Origin of the sequence: Pantoea sp. K16 (assembly GCF_048452805.1) — a bacterium.
Taxonomy (GTDB): domain Bacteria; phylum Pseudomonadota; class Gammaproteobacteria; order Enterobacterales; family Enterobacteriaceae; genus Pantoea; species Pantoea agglomerans.
This window is the reverse complement of sequence record NZ_JBLWNV010000001.1, coordinates 477,542-495,598: the sequence shown is the minus strand read 5'-3', so window position 1 is coordinate 495,598 and position 18,057 is coordinate 477,542. Positions and strand designations below refer to the sequence as shown.

The 18,057-nt window shown below is 50.3% G+C and carries 18 protein-coding genes and 1 pseudogene; 6 read left to right on the top strand and 13 right to left on the bottom strand.

Translation table 11 applies throughout. The annotated features are described in order from the left end of the window. Window positions 1–603, top strand: a complete 603-nt coding sequence (locus ACK13D_RS02410; protein ID WP_010670410.1) for a glutathione S-transferase — start codon at window positions 1–3, stop codon at window positions 601–603. Between the two features lie 288 nt (window positions 604–891). Here ACK13D_RS02410 and ACK13D_RS02405 read toward each other — a convergent pair. Further along, a pseudogene (locus ACK13D_RS02405) lies at window positions 892–1,080 on the bottom strand (LysR substrate-binding domain-containing protein); the annotation flags it as partial. A 441-nt stretch (window positions 1,081–1,521) separates the two neighbouring features. On the opposite strand from ACK13D_RS02405, the gene ACK13D_RS02400 reads away from it, so the two are divergent. Next, window positions 1,522–1,869, top strand: coding sequence for a hypothetical protein (locus ACK13D_RS02400; protein WP_061902151.1), 348 nt, complete (start codon window positions 1,522–1,524; stop codon window positions 1,867–1,869). Between the two features lie 163 nt (window positions 1,870–2,032). Here ACK13D_RS02400 and ACK13D_RS02395 read toward each other — a convergent pair whose 3' ends face one another. Together ACK13D_RS02395 and ACK13D_RS02390 are read right to left on the bottom strand one after the other, a co-directional pair. Beyond that, the gene (locus ACK13D_RS02395) at window positions 2,033–3,376 is read right to left on the bottom strand and encodes an MFS transporter (RefSeq protein ID WP_163852108.1); all 1,344 of its coding nucleotides are present in this window, start codon (window positions 3,374–3,376) and stop codon (window positions 2,033–2,035) included. Window positions 3,377–3,861: 485 nt separating this feature from the next. Next, window positions 3,862–5,025, bottom strand: a complete 1,164-nt coding sequence (locus ACK13D_RS02390) for a mandelate racemase/muconate lactonizing enzyme family protein (RefSeq protein ID WP_163799842.1) — start codon at window positions 5,023–5,025, stop codon at window positions 3,862–3,864. A 192-nt stretch (window positions 5,026–5,217) separates the two neighbouring features. Between ACK13D_RS02390 and ACK13D_RS02385 the strand changes: the two genes are divergently transcribed. Then, on the top strand, window positions 5,218–6,144 hold the full coding sequence (locus ACK13D_RS02385) for a LysR family transcriptional regulator (protein ID WP_122459772.1): 927 nt from the start codon (window positions 5,218–5,220) through the stop codon (window positions 6,142–6,144). Between the two features lie 161 nt (window positions 6,145–6,305). Here ACK13D_RS02385 and ACK13D_RS02380 read toward each other — a convergent pair whose 3' ends face one another. After that, window positions 6,306–6,410, bottom strand: coding sequence for a hypothetical protein (locus tag ACK13D_RS02380; protein ID WP_228312790.1), 105 nt, complete (start codon window positions 6,408–6,410; stop codon window positions 6,306–6,308). Between the two features lie 271 nt (window positions 6,411–6,681). Further along, window positions 6,682–7,302, bottom strand: a complete 621-nt coding sequence (locus ACK13D_RS02375; protein ID WP_022624385.1) for a TetR/AcrR family transcriptional regulator — start codon at window positions 7,300–7,302, stop codon at window positions 6,682–6,684. Window positions 7,303–7,475: 173 nt separating this feature from the next. Between ACK13D_RS02375 and ACK13D_RS02370 the strand changes: the two genes are divergently transcribed. After that, a complete protein-coding gene (locus ACK13D_RS02370) occupies window positions 7,476–8,684 on the top strand; it encodes an MFS transporter (RefSeq protein WP_418795580.1) in 1,209 nt (402 codons plus the stop codon). 106 nt (window positions 8,685–8,790) lie between these two features. On the opposite strand, the gene ACK13D_RS02365 is transcribed toward ACK13D_RS02370, so the two are convergent. From ACK13D_RS02365 to ACK13D_RS02355, 3 genes are all read right to left on the bottom strand, one after another. Next, window positions 8,791–9,243: a hypothetical protein gene (locus ACK13D_RS02365; protein WP_029519597.1), complete on the bottom strand. Its 453-nt coding sequence runs from the start codon at window positions 9,241–9,243 to the stop codon at window positions 8,791–8,793. A gap of 536 nt (window positions 9,244–9,779) precedes the next feature. Beyond that, window positions 9,780–10,178 (bottom strand): cytochrome P450, encoded by a 399-nt coding sequence (locus ACK13D_RS02360; protein ID WP_418795578.1) that lies wholly within the window; start codon window positions 10,176–10,178, stop codon window positions 9,780–9,782. Window positions 10,179–10,416: 238 nt separating this feature from the next. Further along, a complete protein-coding gene (locus ACK13D_RS02355; RefSeq protein ID WP_418795576.1) occupies window positions 10,417–11,370 on the bottom strand; it encodes an MBL fold metallo-hydrolase in 954 nt (317 codons plus the stop codon). Between the two features lie 81 nt (window positions 11,371–11,451). On the opposite strand from ACK13D_RS02355, the gene ACK13D_RS02350 reads away from it, so the two are divergent. Beyond that, window positions 11,452–12,378: a LysR family transcriptional regulator gene (locus ACK13D_RS02350; protein WP_418795574.1), complete on the top strand. Its 927-nt coding sequence runs from the start codon at window positions 11,452–11,454 to the stop codon at window positions 12,376–12,378. Window positions 12,379–12,383: 5 nt separating this feature from the next. Here ACK13D_RS02350 and ACK13D_RS02345 read toward each other — a convergent pair whose 3' ends face one another. Then, window positions 12,384–13,253, bottom strand: coding sequence for a LysR substrate-binding domain-containing protein (locus tag ACK13D_RS02345; protein ID WP_249654877.1), 870 nt, complete (start codon window positions 13,251–13,253; stop codon window positions 12,384–12,386). Window positions 13,254–13,451: 198 nt separating this feature from the next. On the opposite strand from ACK13D_RS02345, the gene bla reads away from it, so the two are divergent. Continuing rightward, a complete protein-coding gene (gene bla / locus ACK13D_RS02340) occupies window positions 13,452–14,291 on the top strand; it encodes a class A beta-lactamase (RefSeq protein ID WP_418795626.1) in 840 nt (279 codons plus the stop codon). 99 nt (window positions 14,292–14,390) lie between these two features. Here bla and ACK13D_RS02335 read toward each other — a convergent pair whose 3' ends face one another. From ACK13D_RS02335 to ACK13D_RS02320, 4 genes are all read right to left on the bottom strand, one after another. Then, entirely contained in the window at window positions 14,391–15,815 is a 1,425-nt protein-coding gene (locus ACK13D_RS02335) for an alpha,alpha-trehalose-phosphate synthase (UDP-forming) (RefSeq protein ID WP_418795572.1), read from the bottom strand. Window positions 15,816–16,270: 455 nt separating this feature from the next. Then, window positions 16,271–16,711 (bottom strand): GNAT family N-acetyltransferase, encoded by a 441-nt coding sequence (locus tag ACK13D_RS02330; RefSeq protein ID WP_418795571.1) that lies wholly within the window; start codon window positions 16,709–16,711, stop codon window positions 16,271–16,273. Window positions 16,712–16,825: 114 nt separating this feature from the next. Next, window positions 16,826–17,503: an anti-sigma factor gene (locus ACK13D_RS02325; protein ID WP_418795570.1), complete on the bottom strand. Its 678-nt coding sequence runs from the start codon at window positions 17,501–17,503 to the stop codon at window positions 16,826–16,828. Then, complete coding sequence (locus ACK13D_RS02320; RefSeq protein ID WP_010670426.1) at window positions 17,500–18,048, bottom strand: sigma-70 family RNA polymerase sigma factor; 549 nt, start codon at window positions 18,046–18,048, stop codon at window positions 17,500–17,502. Before ACK13D_RS02320 ends, ACK13D_RS02325 begins: the two co-directional genes overlap by 4 nt. Window positions 18,049–18,057 lie beyond the last annotated feature (9 nt).

Sequence of the window (18,057 nt, the reverse complement as noted above, 5' to 3'; positions counted from 1 at the left end):
ATGATCCTTATCGGAATGCTGGATTCACCCTATGTCAGACGGGTTGCTATTTACATGAAAGTATTGGGTATTCAATTCGAGCATCGCCCGCTTTCGGTATTCGGCGATTTTGATGCCTTAACGAAAATTAACCCGGCCGTTAAAGTTCCAACGCTTATCACAGATGATAATCAGGTGCTGATCGATTCCACACTAATCATTCATTACCTTGAGAAATATTGCGGTCATTCGCCTGCACCTACATCAGCGTCCGGCGTGGAAGAGTTCCGGGATCTGCATCTTACCGGCTTCGCCCTGGCCGCCTGCGAAAAAGCGGTGCAGATTGTGTACGAACAGCGTCTCAGGCCGGAAGAAAAACAGCATCAGCCCTGGGTGGATCGCGTAACTCAACAACTGCATGGTGCCTGGCAGACGCTGGAGAACGGGCTGCGGGAAAGTCATCCTGACATGCTGTCTGTGGCCGGTATCAGCATCGCAGTGGCCTGGAGTTTTACAGAATTGATGCTGCCGGATACCGTCAGCCGTGAGCGATATCCGGAACTGGCCGGGTTTACATTGCTAGCCGAACAGCGACCGGAATTTCTGGCAACGCCTTTGATTTAATGAGGATGGGTTTTGTATATAAGAGCCCAATGATGCCTTACCTAATGTATAAAGAACTTATAGCTTTAGAATTAGTCGATAGCAAAAGGTGACTCAATGAGCACCAATTGAATATCTTCATACAATATAAATAACTCTTAATAATCTAATAAAGGCAAATAAACGTAACATTCGCTTTTTGCATATAACGGGCAATGCTCTGTTCTATGCCAGAAACGGGCGTTTATGATTTTGAATTAAGCATAAAAGTGCATACGATTTCAGAAAGCATTAACTTCCCGATACGGATTACAGAGACAGGCCTGACTCAGCAATAAAAACGATAAAGCAGCGTATTCTCGATGAGAGATATCGGCTGGCCGGCCAGAGTGCCGAGAAATACCCCTGCCTGGTACAGTAACCGGGCAATACCTCTTTCAGTTGCCCCGAATCCAAAGATTCACGTACGACAAAATCGGGCACATAGCTGATACCCATACTGACTGGTCTGCTACACGGATAACAACAATATATGAGTCAGCACCTGATGTCATACTGACGGCCTCCGGTTAAACGTGACGGCAGGATTGAGAGATGAGCGATTGAAGAGCGCGAAAAATCTTAAACTTAATCTGATGTTCATCCTGTTAAGTGGCTGAAACACACAGCTAACGCGTTGCGCATATAGATAAATACATTGCCCACTGGAACGAATAACCTGCCACCTGCTGGCCTTTCCTTAAGTCAAATCCGCACCCCACCGCCATGATCGGGTTACACGTCAGTTATTGATAGTACCAGCGAAAACTGGAGTGAAAATAACGCGCGTTATCGTAACCTTAGAACTCTACATTTTTCATTCAAAAACAGTAACTTCTCCTCTGATTACAGTTCGCCTATGCTGGCTGCTCATTAAATTTCACTTCAGAAGGATCTGTTATGTTTGTTGTGCCCGCATCCTACAGTGCAGAGGCTGTTAAGTGCCTTTATGAAGTCATCGGCATACTCAACCTGAACGGCGTACGCTGCCACGTTATCTTTGACAGTCAGGCATCCCGCGCCGCAGTGATCCAGGCGGATGCGACAGAGGAACATGGCGAAATGCGCCATCCTGTGCTGGCCGTGCTGGAAATGGAACGCGTAACGAGTATCAACACTATACTGCGCATCAAATCGTTCTGGACCGATTCCGAGGGCGCTCAATCAGGTGTGGAACCAGGCACTCTGGCAAAAGCGTTATATAAGGCGCTGACAACAAAGAAACATATCACGCTGGTGGGATTGTAGGCATTCTGAAGCCCGTGAAGTACGGGCTGTAACAGTCAGGTATTGAGAGAGATACACGCCGGGGATGAGCATGATAATTCCACAGGTGCACAAGAGTGCTTAATGCTGATCCGCGCATCCTGACCGATCGGGCGTTCGATGGCAGTGTGAAGATTCCGCTTTATTATTGACGTGTTGATACTGCTCTGTGTGAAGACACAGAGAATGCCTTGCTGAAGTCCCGGATGCGTTCCTCACGTCCCACGGCAAGGGCAAACAGCATGCCACCCACAATTGAGAACAGCCCCAGAACACCCCATGCCAGCGTCATATCACTACCGCCACCCAGATGCTTGAGGTATCCGGCAACAAGGGGGCCGCCAGACTGGCCAATGAAGTTGCTGCATGCGCCGACAAAAGCCACCGCAGGGACTGCTTTCTTTGTCGGGAGAATTTCAGTCAGCCTGACGTAAACCAGCGGCACCAGCATCTTCATTGTCAGGCCGACAAACATGAACAATCCTATCTGAGCCCAGTAATATGACAGCGGCACAAAAGCGGCTGCCAGTAATGCCACACCACAGAGGACGGTAGGAATAGCGGCATGCAGTCGTCGCTCCTGGTTGTACTTATCTGAACGCCGGGTGATGTACCAGATGCCCAGCATCGTCATCAGGAATGGCATCCCACTGATGAGACCGACCATAAATTCACTGAGCGTGCCATACCCTTTGAGAGCTGTCGGCAGCCAGAGCGTAAAACCGTAAGCGAGCATGCTATGCAGGGAGTAGCCGATCAGCATCAACCAGAGGGCCGGTATTTTGAGAATGGTCCACCAGGGATCGGATTTCTCATTCCTGTAGTTTGACTGCTCAGCGGCCAGGTCTTTCTGGATATAATCCCGATCTTCGGCACTCAGCCAGCTAGCAGCCTGAATACTTTTAGGAACCAGATAAAACCAGATGATGCAAAACAGCCAGGCCGGAGCACCTTCAATCACCATCATCAGGCGCCAGTTATGATGTGCAAGGATCCAGCCAGATATCGGACCGGCCAGAAACGCGCCCGCACCCAGGCTAAGATTCCAGATTCCGAATGCCCGCCCCCGTTCAGGCTTCATAAACCACTGGGCAAGGAACATGGCCGTGGCGGCCTGAATTGGACCTTCAGCGATGCCCAGTAAGAAACGGATCGCTACCAGTTCACCGAAGTTACGCGTCAGGCCGGTAAGCATTGCGCAGGCCCCGAACAAAAACAGGCTGATGCCGATTATTTTCCGTGATCCAAAACGTAGAGCCAGCCATCCTGCGGTAAATTGCGTGGCGACGTAACCCCAGGCAAAGGCACCGCCAAGCCAGCCGGCTTCAACAGGACTCAGGCCCATTTCAGCTGTTATATGGGGCAGCGCCATACCTATATTCACCCGATCAAAAAATGAAATGGTATACATGATAAATACGGCAGGTAATATAATTGTCCAGCGTTTATTTCCGATAAGCGCATTACCCTTGAGAGTTTTCTCACTCATAATAACTTCCTCATTTAACACTGTGGCAGGGGGAGGAAATGCTGACTTCAAATCCATCTGAATATCAGTCAAAATGTTTTTTATTCATTATCCGAAGGATGTTACGGAGAAATGAGCAACCTTAGAGCAAAAGGCGCAGATAAACAGGCAAGGCGTCAGAATTCATGACTTGCTCTAAATTTCTGATATCTATAAAAACTTCCAATGCATATTTAACCCGGCAGGAATATCTGAATATCGACAATTCAACGGATGACTGATATACCCACAATAAGATGTTGTGCCTGAATCAAAGTCAGCCCTTCAACCCGAAATTATTAACAATGCTACCGTTTGCCAGTTCAATCACACCCTCTCCTCTCAGATTCAGATAAATTTATTCTTCCTGAGGCGTCAGGTTAATTAAGAGATTGATATTTTCCCGCAGCCCCTCGGCTTAACGAGGGGCGCAGTGACATTAAACATGCCGTAATGTAAGCGTAAACTTATTCAGCCAGCGCCCGCATTTCTTTAATAAGGTCTGATTTGCCTTCGAATCCGATACCCGGCAGTTCCGGCATAATAATATGACCATCTTCAACTTTTACCGAGTCCGGGAAACCGCCGTAAGGCTGGAACAGATCGGGATAGCTTTCGTTACCACCCAGACCGAGGCCGGCGGCGATATTCAGGGACATCTGATGGCCGCCATGAGGTATGCAGCGTGACGGTGACCAGCCAAACTGCTCCAGCACATCCAGTGTGCGCAGATACTCAACCAGCCCATAGGAGAGCGCGCAGTCAAATTGCAGATAGTCGCGATCCGGACGCATACCGCCATATCGCAGCAGGTTTCGCGCGTCCTGATGAGAAAAGAGGTTTTCGCCCGTTGCCATTGCGCCTGGATAGAACTCCGACAGGGCTGCCTGCAGAGAATAATCGAGCGGATCGCCAACCTCTTCGTACCAAAAGAGCGGGAATTCACGCAGCATTTTTGCGTAGGCAATACCGGTTTCCAGATCAAAGCGACCATTAGCATCAACGGCGAGGCGCGCTTCGCTGCCGATTTCCTCCAGTACGGCCTCAATACGGCGGCGGTCTTCGTCCAGAGAGGCACCACCGATTTTCATTTTCACAACGTTATAGCCGCGGTTCAGGTAGCCACGCATTTCCTGTCGCAGTGCGCCAGGGTCTTTACCTGGATAGTAATAACCCCCAGCAGCATAGACAAAGACGCGCGGATTAGCCTCAACGCCCTTCATTTCGGCCAGCAGGCGGAACAGTGGCTTGTTTGCGATTTTTGCCGTTGCATCCCAGATGGCCATGTCCAGGGTTCCCACCGCAACAGAACGCTCGCCATGACCGCCAGGCTTTTCGTTACTCATCATCACGGCCCAGACTTTATGCGGATCCAGGTTGTTACCTTTGGCATTCAGCAGGCTTTCGGGATCGGCTTCCAGGATGCGGTCACGGAAGCGTTCCCGGATGAGGCCACCCTGGCCATAACGGCCGTTAGAGTTAAAGCCGTATCCCACTACACGGCGCCCGTCGACTTCAACATCTGTCACAACGGCGACAAGGCTTGTCGTCATCTTGCTGAAATCGATGTACGCGTTACGAATAGGGGAAGCAATGGGTTTGGTAATTTCTACAACATCAAGGATGCGCATGATCTCTCCGGTAGTTCTCAGTCAAAGACTGTTTTACTAAAATATCTACGCAATCAGTTATGTCATGCCATCTGTTTATCGGCATTCATCGGCACAATGAAGTAGCGTAGTGTTAAGGGACCTGATTGTTCTGTCTGCTATTATCCTATGCAGTACATGGGTTCCGTTCTAATGCCAAAGAGGCAGCCTGTAATGCAAAATCGGCATCACCTGGAGTTAACCTGGCTTGAAGACTGTATTGCGCTGTCGCAATCACTCAATTTTTCCCGTGCGGCAGCTTCACGATATGTGACACAGCCTGCATTCAGCCGCAGAATCGTCTCGTTAGAAGAGTGGCTTGGCACGCCAATTTTTGAAAGAAATCGTCGGGGCGTCAGCCTGACCCGCGCCGGAGAGGTTTTCGTCAGGCAGGTGCCGGAACTTATTCGTGCGCTTTATACCCTGAGGAGTGAATCTATCGAGGCCGCAGGAGAGGCCCGGCCGGATGTTATTTTTTCCGCCACGCATGCACTGTCATTTTCTTTTTTCCCGGCACTGATGCGTAACAACGAAAAAATTGCCCGCTTCGGATCTTTTCGACTGTTATCAGACTCATTGAGTGCCTGCGAACGCATGATTGAGAAAGGTGACGCGCAATTTCTGCTTTGTTATTACCATCCTCATATGCACATTCATCTCGATCAGTCGAAATATCTCAGCGTCCGGCTTGGACGGGAAGTTTTACAGCCGTATTCACGATGCGATCCGACAACGCGTGAGCCTCTATTCCATGCGTCAGGCCGTAAGAAGTTTCCTTTCCTCTCCTATTCTGCTGAATCCGGCCTGGGCCGCATCCTGTCTAATACCTCACAGGTTAACCGGGCCAGACGTGGAATGGATATCGCCTTCACGGCCGATCTTGCTGCCACCTTACTCGCCATGGTTAAAGCCGGAGATGGCGTTGCCTGGCTGCCGGAAACACTGGCAGCGCCGGATGTTGATGCTGGATCGATTGCCGTAGCAGCTCATAAGGAGAGCGCACTCTGGATACCCATAGAGATCCGGCTGTTCAGACCCGCAGCGAGGATGTCCCGGGCGGTAGAAGCGTTGTGGGAAATTTTCTTAGATGGCCAAATCTGAGCGGAAAACTATTTTGAGCCGATCGCGACAACATCTGAAAGGAATAAAGCGAGAACACATCAGAACCACAAGCTGACGCTCTAAGTGGCCTGACAAGCAGAGTAGCACAAACTACCCATATCAATATAAACACCGCTTGCCTTCATGCGACCGACCGGAGATTAACTAGCTTGCGCTGCGGTTTCCCGGTTTTCACGCATGACATCGACTGGGTAAGACGTCCCAGGCACTATAAGCAGGTAATCGGGATAACCGATGATGGGAATGAAATCGGGTATTAAATCAAGTGGGTTAAACAGTATAGGCTGCGACAGTCAACGCCAGCACTTCAGCGAGCATCGGCGTGCGGAGATCGCGGGCGGCAAGCCATACCGCGTGCAGTCCCGTTTGATGTCTCACACCCATTGTCTGGTGTCAGCAATAAGTTTGATACTCACTAACAGGCATTAACTTATTGAGACGTGCTTACTTTACGCTTCCGCACAGTTGCTCTCTGACAGGCACAAGCTTCGTGCTGAAACTAAGCGCCGTTCTCTGTCACTCAACAACGTTCAGTGCATTAGCATCCCAGGCTTTCATCGCGGTTGATACCGCCGAATCGAGTTCATTGCCGGTTGCGCCATCACGGGCTTCAGTCGACAGGCCGATCTCAAAACTGTGAAGGGTCGTGGCCAGCGCGCGCACGTCGGTATCGAAAGCCAGGAGTCCCGCCTCTTTCGCTCTTGTGACACATCGCAAAAATCCCGCCCTGGTCCGATCGCGCTGCGCTGCCAGAATCTCACGAATGTGCTCGTTCGCTGGCGAACAAGTATTAACGGATAGCGCAATCAGGCAACCACTGGGATGCCCCTGTTCTGTCTGCATTTTTGCAGAACGACGCAACGCCAGTTCAATAGCGTCACGGGGTTCAAGCGTGTCATCCCATAGGCAATCGTTAACCTGACCAAAAGTCGTCATATAACAATCGACAACCTCCTCAAACAGCGCTTCTTTTGAACCAAACGCGGCGTAAAAACTTGGGGCGGTGATGCCGTTGCCGAGGTTTGACTTGAGCATGGCAAGCGAAGTGGACTCGTAACCATGCTGCCAGAAAAGGGTCATCGCCTGACGAATTGCCTCTTCCCGGTCAAATGTCCGTGGGCGTCCCATCTGAGCCATATCCGCTCCTTTTTCGCTTATCGTATATAAATACTAATCGATACATATATACTTGACAAGCCTCAGTGTGCCCTATACTTTCTGATATATACCGATCGGTATATATATTGTAAAACCCGTTATCCGGAGGGTTTCGCAATTTTTAGTCGTTACAAACTAAAAAAGGGGCCAACGTGCACGCCAATACAGTATTCAGTGAGACCACAACACAACGGGGTCTGCCACTGGCTTCCCTGCTGGCATTTGCCATGACAGGCTTTATTGCCATCCTGACCGAGACCCTTCCGGCGGGTTTACTTCCGGAAATTGGAATGGGTCTTGACGTATCTCAGGTGATGGCGGGTCAGCTGGTCAGCATTTATGCGCTGGGTTCGCTACTCGCGGCAATCCCTCTGACGGTTCTGACCAGTGGCTGGCGGCGTAAAAAGGTACTATTACTCGCCGTAGGTACCTTCCTGATTTTCAACACTATTACCACCCTTTCGTTCAGTTACTGGCTGACGATGGCAGCCCGATTCATGTCGGGTGTGGCTGCAGGACTTGCATGGGGAATTCTGGCGGGCTATGCGCGACGCCTCGTTCCTGCTGAAATGCAGGGCCGCGCTCTCGCTATTGCTATGGTTGGAATACCGGTTGCCCTGTCCCTTGGAACCCCGGCTGGCGCATGGCTTGGCGGCATGATGGGATGGAGAGTCCCCTTTGGTATCATGGCAGCATTGGCAGTCATTCTGTTCATCTGGACATGGGTGGCGGTTCCTGACCTGCCGGGACAGCAGGCCGACCGCCGACTACCGGTATGGCAAGTTTTCCAGATGCCCGGAGTCAGACCTGTTCTGGCGGTTATCTTTCTATGGATGACGGCACACAATATTCTTTATACATTCATCGGACCGTTCCTGCAGTTGTCGGGGCTGACCGGAAATGTCGGGCTTATCTTGCTGATTTTTGGCATTGCGGCACTTATCGGCATCTGGATAACCGGGATGCTGGTGGATCGCCATCTGCGCAATCTGGTTCTGCTCAGTCTGGTGGCACTGGCGGCGGTTTCTGTGGCACTCGCCGCAGGCATGCGGGAACAGATTGTGGTCTTTGTGGCCGTCATCGTATGGGGATGGTCGTTTGGCGGCGCGTCAACTCAGATGCAGACGGCTGCCGCTGATGCGGCAGGCAATCATGTCGATGTCGTTCAGGCAATGGTGACAACTGCCTGGAATCTGGCTATCGCAAGCGGCGGCGTCATTGGTGGTCTGCTTCTCAATAATGCCGGTGCGGTATCTTTCCCATGGGCGCTACTGATCTTTATGGCTGTTGCGTTGATTATCGCCTGGTGCGCGAAAAAGCATGCTTTCAGGCCCGGTGCAAGAGAACCTTTAGTAAAATAGTAACTTCCAGGGACGTCCGGAACGGACGCCCCGTTTTGGCACCAACCGCCTGCTTTGGATATCTAAAAGAGACCTCAGTTATTTAAGTCGTCCATTTGGGCACTCTTTAAACAGAACTATCGGATTCGTTGCTTCCCGAAATATTCTTTTGTTTTTTGTCTGGAAGACAAGCCATTGAGATAATGCCAGTGAGTACGATGAGTGAACTCATGCCTGCAAAAGCAACCATCAGACTCGCAGCGGCGGCCAGTCCGGAAAGGAGACCAGAAAGTGCTTCAGCAGTATTAGCCAGGGTAGAAAACGTACCGAATGTCTTGCCTGTGTTCTCTGCAAAAGACCAGGACTGTATGAGTGTCACCAGAAAAATATCAACGAATGCACCACTCATACCAAGGACGAATGCTACCGGCAGCAGAGCCTCGAGCGAATAGAGGGCAATAAATGACATTAAAACCAGTAAAATTCCGTAAAAGAACCAATTGCGCATAACATTCAATGGTGAAATATTTATGGCAAACCGTCCGTAAATGAGACCCCCGGTAATTGTGCCTGCAGCCATTAGAGAAAATATCCAGCTGGTAAATATCTCCCCATTCCCCTGACTGACAGCTACAGCGGGAATAATAAAACGAAGTAATGATCCGGTAAAGAGAATGCAAACAGATGAACCAAAAATAGCAATAAATAAGCCAGGAGCTTCCTGAATTAAACTTTTAATGCAGGATAGATTCTCCTGATATACTTATTTCAATCTGAACGCCGACGTTTTATTCTGTGAATTTTCTGAAAAAGTACAAAGTATAACAATTGAAATTGCATACGTTAATGTATTGAACATCAGCACCCAGGGCTTGTCTGCCAATGAGAGTATAACTGAACATTTGATGCGCCAATTGTCTGCCATCCAGCCACCAGCGGAGCCGAAAAATAGAAAAGGAATAAAACGAAAAAAATAGACGCAGCCGGCAAGAAGATAATTATTATGCGTGTTCTCGAGCACAATAAACACAAAAACGACCTCATATACATGATCGCCCAACTTCGAGATGAAAAGAGAAGCGAGTAACGTGCGGAAATCTTGAATTTTCAGCCAGTTCATTGAAGTCTATTCCAATATGAAAAATCTGAAGCACCTGGCGCAGACACACCCTCTGCAAATTCGATTATGCTAACGTCCCTGAGCATGTAATGTGAGTTTATGTGGGCAATAAACGACGAAGCAAAGCTGAGCGCTATGCCCATACCAATACACATATGCATGCCCGTGCCGAATGATAGTGGCTTTTCTTTTCGCTCCGCAATAAAACGGAATGGGTTATCAAAGACTTTTTCATCGAAGTTAGCCAGCGCCGTGTAAAACATGACTCTGTCACCTTCTTTAAGGTTCTGGCCTCGGAAAATCAGGTCCTGAGCTATTACTCTACCTACAGAAAGAACGGGACTGTATAAGCGAGAAGCTTCTACAACGATATCCCGAACATTGACTGTATTCAACGTCAGGTTGAATTGAGAAATGGCTCAGAGCGCAGCGACAATGAGTGGCATAATGCTGTCGACTTTATCAGCCCCATAACCTCATTGACTACTAATCTGTACGGCAACGCTCTGGCCCCTTTTACAGAGATGCCTCTAAACTAACAGACATTATTCAATTTGTTGATATTGAAGCGCCGCCTGTTAACTCACGGCAAAATATTTCTCCCTGATATTATTACATTTTTTAGTTAAAAACCTACTGCCCGAGCTGCGTAGTGTAATTAGCGGGCACCCAGCGATAAGCGTTGCCTTCATGCTGCACATGGCCCAAGCCAGGGAAGGCGATATGCGCCGCAGCCACCCAGTAGCCCTGATCTGCAGCCTGTTTCAGTACCCTTTCACGTGTAGTGATAGCCTGCTTCTGATTGACATCAAAATGGATGGCCACTTCAGGATCGGGCATTTGCACCGCTTTGGCATGGATGATATCTCCCCACAGCACCAGGGTCTGACCTTCACTCTCTACGCGATAAAGTATGCTGCCCGGCGTGTGGCCGGCTGTCGACTCTGCACGGATTCCCCCCGGTAATGTGGCTGGTGCCATAAACGTTTTAAGCAGGCCAGCATTGATGACCGGGCGAAGAGTCCGTTCAGATTCTGCAAAGGTATGGGCCTGACTGGTCTCTACCCTGCTGACGTTAGCCGGATTAAGCCAGAAATCGACATCCCGTTTATCCACGAACACTTCGGCCTTTGGAAAAGCAGGCTTGCCCGCGCGTGATACACCGCCTGAATGATCGGCATGAATATGGGTTAAGAGTACGGCATCGATCGACTCTGCCTGATAGCCAGCGGCGGCCAGATTAGTCAGCAGATGTCCGCCATTGTGTCCAAAAAGCTCACCGGCCCCGGTGTCGATTAAAATGCGCTTTTTACCATCATCGATAACGAAGGCATTGATTGATGTTTCGGCCTGCGGCGTCATCGAATCTCTGGCCATTGCATGGTTTAGTTTTTCAGGCGAAATGTTAGTCAGTAATTTATTCAGGGGAACGGTTACCGTGCCGTCGGAAACCGCGGTAATGCGTAATTTCCCCAATGTCATCCGGTAATAACCCGGAGCTTGCTGATCCCCCGCAGAGGTCTGTTCGGCCGCATAGACCGGACTGAACGCGATAAGAGAAGCCACCAGCATCAGTAAAATTTTCATAAATATCTCTCCAGAAAGTTTCATCACAACGTGGTGGGCAGTATCATTACGCAACCTGTATCACTCAAATTGATTAAACTGATGCTCACTATCAGAGAAAATGATTTTCATCGAATCGACCTGAATTTACTGACGGTGCTGTTAGTTCTGAAGCGGGAAGGCAGCGTGTCGCGTGCGGCAGAAAAGCTGCATCTGGGTCAGCCAGCAGTCAGTAATGCACTGGCCCGATTGCGGCTAATGTTCAGCGATCCACTGTTTGTGCGCACGGCGAAAGGCATGGAGCCTACCCCGCGTGCTGAAACGCTGATCGCTGAGCTGGGCCCGTTAATGGCACAGATGCAGAACGTATTGTTTCAGCCAGCATCCTTCACGCCTTCTGAGGCGACACATGTTTTTCGGCTTGGGATGAGCGACTGGGTTGAACGCTGGCTGATGCCGGGACTGTATGCGCGCATCACGCGCACCGCTCCCGGCGTGACGCTTCAGGTCACGGCCAGCGATCCCTTCCGGGATCCAGAACTGGTCGCGCGTGGCGAGATCGATCTTGCCATTTCGGTTGGCGAGAGCACACCCGCCACGCTCCAGCGCGAGAAGATTGTGTCACACAACTTTTGTACGTTGTGGCACCCGGAACAGCTTTCGTTGCGTGCACCGTTGACGCTGGAGGATTATGTGGCGCATGACCATCTGCTGGTTTCCTATCGCGGGGCGAACTGGAGCGCCATCGATGACCAGCTTGCGGCATCAGGAAAGGCACGTTCGATTCGCTACGTGACGCCGCATTTTTCCTCTCTGCCTCCGCTGCTGACGCGCGCTCCCGCGTTAGCCACCGTTCCCGCCGGGCTGGCAGATGAGTGGGTGACGCATTACGGTTTATGCTGTAGCCCCGTTCCCGTTGAAACACCGGAAATAGCCCTGTCACTGCTCTGGCATAAACGGTTTGATAACGATTTGTCACTGCGCTGGCTCAGGGAGGAACTGCGTAGCGTGATGACAGAACGAACCTGAAAAAATTACGGCCTAATTATTTGCTCAATAATCCATTCGCGAAATATTTCCATCGACTGGGTCATCTTTCTGGCTCTCTGCCAAGTTAACCAGTACCCATCATGACCAGAATAAATATTAAATGGTCTGGCGAGCAAACCTTGCTTTATTTCCGTTTGAAACATGACATCAGGTGCCAGTGCCAGGCCGCCAGTGATCATCACAGCATCAATAATAAGGCGTGAAGAATCGAATACAGGTCCATTAATTCTGAATGGGGAAATACCCGCCGCAGCAAACCAGTTATCCCACTCTTCAAGACGGTAAGAACGTAATAACGTCTCGCCGGATATATCGCCAGGTTTTGTCAGTCTCTTCGCCGTTTCAGGCCGGCATAACAGGGTCAGCGGCGCATCCAGCAATAGCTGGTTATGCGATGACGCCCATTTACCCGAACCGTATCTTATAGCAAAATCCACTCCCTCTCCGGCAATGCTTACGACATTGTTGTTCGTCTGAATACTCAGTTCGATAGCGGGATGTCTCTGCTGAAAATCTTCAATTTTTGGTAAAAGCCAGCCCAGCGCAAAGGTGCCCACACAGGATATCGTCAGTGCCTCCCTGACTTTACCTCCTTCAAACTGACGATAAGCCTTCTCAATACGATGAAATTCTTCTGAAATTTTTGAGAATAGCAACCGCGCCTCATCGGTCAACTCCAGGCCCCGGGAAAGCCTTTTGAACAAAGTCACCCCTAATTTCTCTTCCAGCAGCCTGACCTGCTGACTGACCGCAGCCTGAGAGACAAAGAGTTCCATGCCTGCCCTGGTAAAGTTGAGGTGGCGGGCAGATGCTTCAAATGCACGCAGCGCATTGAGTGGGATATCACTTTTCAAATCAGCCCCCAGAAAAACTTATGACTGGCATCAATTTATACCGTTTTTTCTTACAAGGAAATTGATTTATTTTGGGGCAAATAATTTAAGGGATGCATTTTTTCTGCGTGACTTAAAAGACCCCATGATTTTATTAATGCCAGAATAAGGTAATGCAAGATGATAAACTTTAAAGGAAGCCTGACCGGCATGTTACTGATGGCCGCAACAGGTTGTCCAGTGTTAGCCCATGCTGCTTTTGACCAGCTAACGCTAAAGAGCCAGTTTGAGACACTGGAAAATAAATCTGGTGGCAGACTCGGCGTTGCAGTCGTTGACACATCCGATGGTTCTGAATATTCATGGCGGGGCAATGAAAGATTCCCGCTGTGCAGCACAAGTAAAGTAATGGCAGTAGCAGCGATATTAAAGAAAAATGAAAGTGACCATAGTTTGCTTGATAAAAAAATTCATATAAATAAAAGCGACATGGTTAATTATAATCCCATCACACAGAAACATATCGGCTCATCAATGACTGTTGCTGAACTGAGTGCTGCGGCGTTGCAATACAGCGATAATGCCGCGATGAATAAATTACTTGCGTATCTGGGTGGCCCGCAACAGGCTACGCATTTTGCCCGAACAATCGGCGATAAGGCTTTTCGCCTGGACAGAAAGGAACCAGAACTCAATACAGCAATCCCGGATGATGTGCGTGACACTACGACTCCTTCAGCGATGGCTGACACGCTTAATAAGCTTGTTCTCGGGACCGCCCTCAAAGGAGAGCAGCGAGCCAAACTGTCAGAATGGATGAAGGGCAATACAACAGGTGCAAACAGTATTAAAGCAGGCCTGCCGGCTGACTGGATAGTGGCTGATAAAACCGGCAGTGGTGACTATGGCACAACTAATGATATTGCCGTCATCTGGCCGAAGGATCAGGCACCCATCATCCTGACGACCTACTTCACCCAGAAGGACAAAGACGCGGTCGCGCGCAAAGACGTACTGGCCAGTGCGGCAAAACTAGTTGTGGACGCAATCAGTAAATAATTAGCTTCAGCTTCAGATAATCGGCTCAGAGTGGGCCGATTATCTGGCTTTCGCCCCGCTAACCCGCGCACCAGCGAAATACCACTTCAACTCAAAAACTCAGTACCTCGCCCGGCTACTACTCAGGTGCGGAAAAAAGACAGGCGACGGCAAGGCTTCCGGGGCAGTTGGCTCAGCGTTCAGCATGCGCAAAAATGACTCAGCCCAGTGATGGCTGTTGTGCATATGCAGTCCCTTCATCAGACGGGCATGCAGAGACCGCCGTTCGTGTAACGGCATCTGCAATGCACGATGTACCGCACTGGCCATTGCATCAGGATCATAAGGATTGACGATGATGGCACCCTCCATCTGCCCGGCTGCACCGGCAAACTGCGAGAGGATAAGCACCCCGGGATTTTTCGGGTCCTGTAAGGCGATATACATTTTGGCCATCAGGCTCATGCCTGCCATCAACGGCGTCACCAGCGCAACGCGTGAGGCACGATAGATGCCAGCCTGCTCTTCGCGGCTGTAGCCATGAGTCAGATAGTTCACCGGATACCAGTTCATTGTGCCATGCACGCCATTAAGCTCCCCACACAGTGCTTCCAGAGCGTGACCGAGTTCTGACGCATCATGTGCGTGTCCGGCTGCAGGAGGCGCCAGCTGCAACAGCGTGATATTTTTCTGGTAGCAATCATGTTTTCGCAGCAACACTTCCATAGTGCTGATCCGGTAAGGCAGACCTGAACTCTCATCAAGATGGCCGCCGCTTAGCACGGTATTTTCGGGCAGGCTTTCGCGGCACTGCATTTCCATGTAAGCACAGCTGTTGCTATCACGCAGAGACTGGACATCGTCAAGATCTATTCCGACAGGAAACACACCCACCCTGATAATCCGGCCATGAACACGAAAGCTTTGCGCTTCCAGCCGTTCTATACGGAATTCGCTCTCCAGCCAGATGAGGAAGTTATTCATATCCTGCACGGTCTGAAAGCCAATCAGATCACAACATAACAGAGAGTCAGTGAACCAGCGCCATTCGGGTATGGTTTCAAACATTCTGCCAGCCGGGAAAGGCTGATGCAGAAAAATACCCACTAAGTTGGTCAATCCTTCTTCACGGATATAGGTGGCACAGCCTAGCAGATGGTAATCCTGAATCCAGATAACATCGTCGGGTGCGGCGTTTTCGCAGATGGCGCGCGCATAGGCTTTATTGATGTTTTTATATTCCTGATAGCCGCTGGCGGAAAAACGAGCCATGTCCGGACGCTGATGAAAAACAGGCCAGAGCCCTTTATGAATATAATTGTGGTACCCCTCATTAAGCTCGCCAGGCGTATACGGGAAGGTCACGGTTTCATACTGACCCATCTGCTGCACGGCGTAGGGTCTTGACGCATCCGGAGGCATCACCCTGCTTTCACCATCCCAGCTAATCCAGACGCCTCCCTGACGGGAAAGGATGCCGTCATAAATTGCAGTAAGCGTCGAACGTTGACATTGATTATGCGAAACAAGAATAAGGCCTGACATGCTGTATTCCTTAAGAACCTGCTGCGGAGAGGCACCAGTGCCTGGCAGCGAGCCGCTATTAATAGGAGGTCGGAGAATAAACTGGAGAAAACCACTCATGAATGTACACCCCGTCCACTTAATGCCTGCAGACGCTTTTTGCGTAAATCAGGTTTTAACTGCCAACGTGTAACGTTGTCACGTAAACACCCGGTGCCGTTAATTAAACCGAACGGCCTGTAAAAAAGGCGTAAAAAGAGTCTGATGAAGTGTAAAAACGCTGCAAATCACGCGTCCGATATAGCATTAGCGGGCAGCGATGGCGTGAAAAGTCAGTGAGTTGAAGACAGTGAATATACGCGGGTATAAATAAGGCGGGTTGGCCCGGTTCCGCTCACCCTCAAAGCTGGTTTGATAAATGCGTGGCCGGGCCGTTTTATTGCGGAAACAGAGAACCTAAAAATCTCTTTGTTAATTCAGAGCTGAGCGATCATTGTCTGGAATGATACGCCGTTAAAAAATTTGACCTCCCCGACTTTTTTAAATCCCCTTTTCTCATAAAAAGGGATGGCAAAGAGTGAAGACCGTACGCTGATTTCTGAACGCAGTTCGGGAATCGCCTGCTGCCAGAGAGCCCTCGCTACCCCTTTACGCTGAAATTTCGGATGTACAAAAAGGTATTTAACTAAATTGCCTTCGAAAAGGGTGAGTACACCTGTTACCTGACCTCTTTCCACGGCAATCAGCCAGAGATAGTCATCTGAAACAATCAACGGCTGAAGCACATCGGGCTTTGTGCTGTCGATGAACCATTGCGGACAGGGCTCTGTCTCTGAAAAATTACATTGCACAGACACAAGCTGTATCAGCTCACTGATGCCTGCCGCATCAGACTCCAACGCCGTTCTGATTTCCATTCTTTTGTCATTCCCCCTGATTTGATTAAGGCAAGGGGATGAGGTTTGCCATTTGAAAAGCCATCCACTCCCCTTTTCCGCTGAATCCCGGTCCGTGGGCCCGCATCCTGATGATTAAAGCAACGTGACTTTGCCCTGGAATATCACCGGACCGGACGGCCCGCTGAGCCTGGAACCTCCCACCGGCTCCAGACTTACCGCCAGTACCGTCTGATTATCTAACTCGCCAGGGGGTAACCGGAAAACGTTACTGTCGCGGTGATTGATCAGCCCCAGAGATTGTGGCGCAGCACTGCCCCTGATCAGCCAGAGCTGCAGGTTTTTATTCTCTGGCAGCGTGATGTTCAGCGCCGAAACCTGAAGGAGTGAAGCTGACTTATCCAGATTCACCACAAACTGTGCATCGGGCTGTGCGCCGCTGAGTACCGCAATCGGCTGCAGAGACTGTGGGGCATCCGGCTTGCTTAAATGGGTTAAAATGAGGATGCCAGCCATTGCCGCCGCCAGGCCCCAGCCGAGCCAGAAGCCAGGATGCCTGCGGATTGATGTCGTGCCAGAAACGCCAGTATCCGGGCCAAGATCCTGCTCAATCTGCTGCCAGACCGCAGAAGGCGGGATAACGGCGTGAGTGAGCAGATCAATGCCGCTGAACGCTTTCTGCCAGTGCAGCACCTCCGCGGCGAATACTGAATCGTCATTGAGGCGTTTATCCAGCCGATGACGTGTCACATCGTCGGTAAGGCCAAGCACATATTCGGCCGCAGTGAGATCATGTTGTTCCTGCCCAGTCATAAGCCAATGCACTCCCGAAGATGGGTTAACGCGCGACGGATCCAGCTTTTCACCGTTCCTTCAGGCTGACTCATTGAGAGCGCAATCTCACTCTGTGAGAGGCCACGATAATAGGCGAGCGAAATGCTTTGTCGCTGCTCAGAGGGTAAGTGCGCCATGCAGTGCTGAAGGCGACGCGCCTCCGCATGACTCGCATCGGCAGGAAGTGGCGTCTGGAAACCCGCTTCCGCTTCGCTGATATCATCCACGGAACAGCTTCTGTTTTCATGTTTACGGAGGAAATCAATCGCCCGATTTCTGGCAATGTGGCTGAGCCAGATATGCGGTTCACTGCGCTTATCGTCGTAATAATTTGCCGACTGCCAGATATGGATAAACGTATCGTGCAGGATCTCTTCTGCCCAGTCCCGGCGTCTCACCATCCGCAGGATGATCCCATAGAGTCGGGGCGACAGAACGCGATAAAGCTGCTCAAGAGCAGCTTTATCGCCGACGGCTATCTGATTCATTAAATCGGCCTGAATATGGGGCACATTTTTTGTCATCGGCTTCCC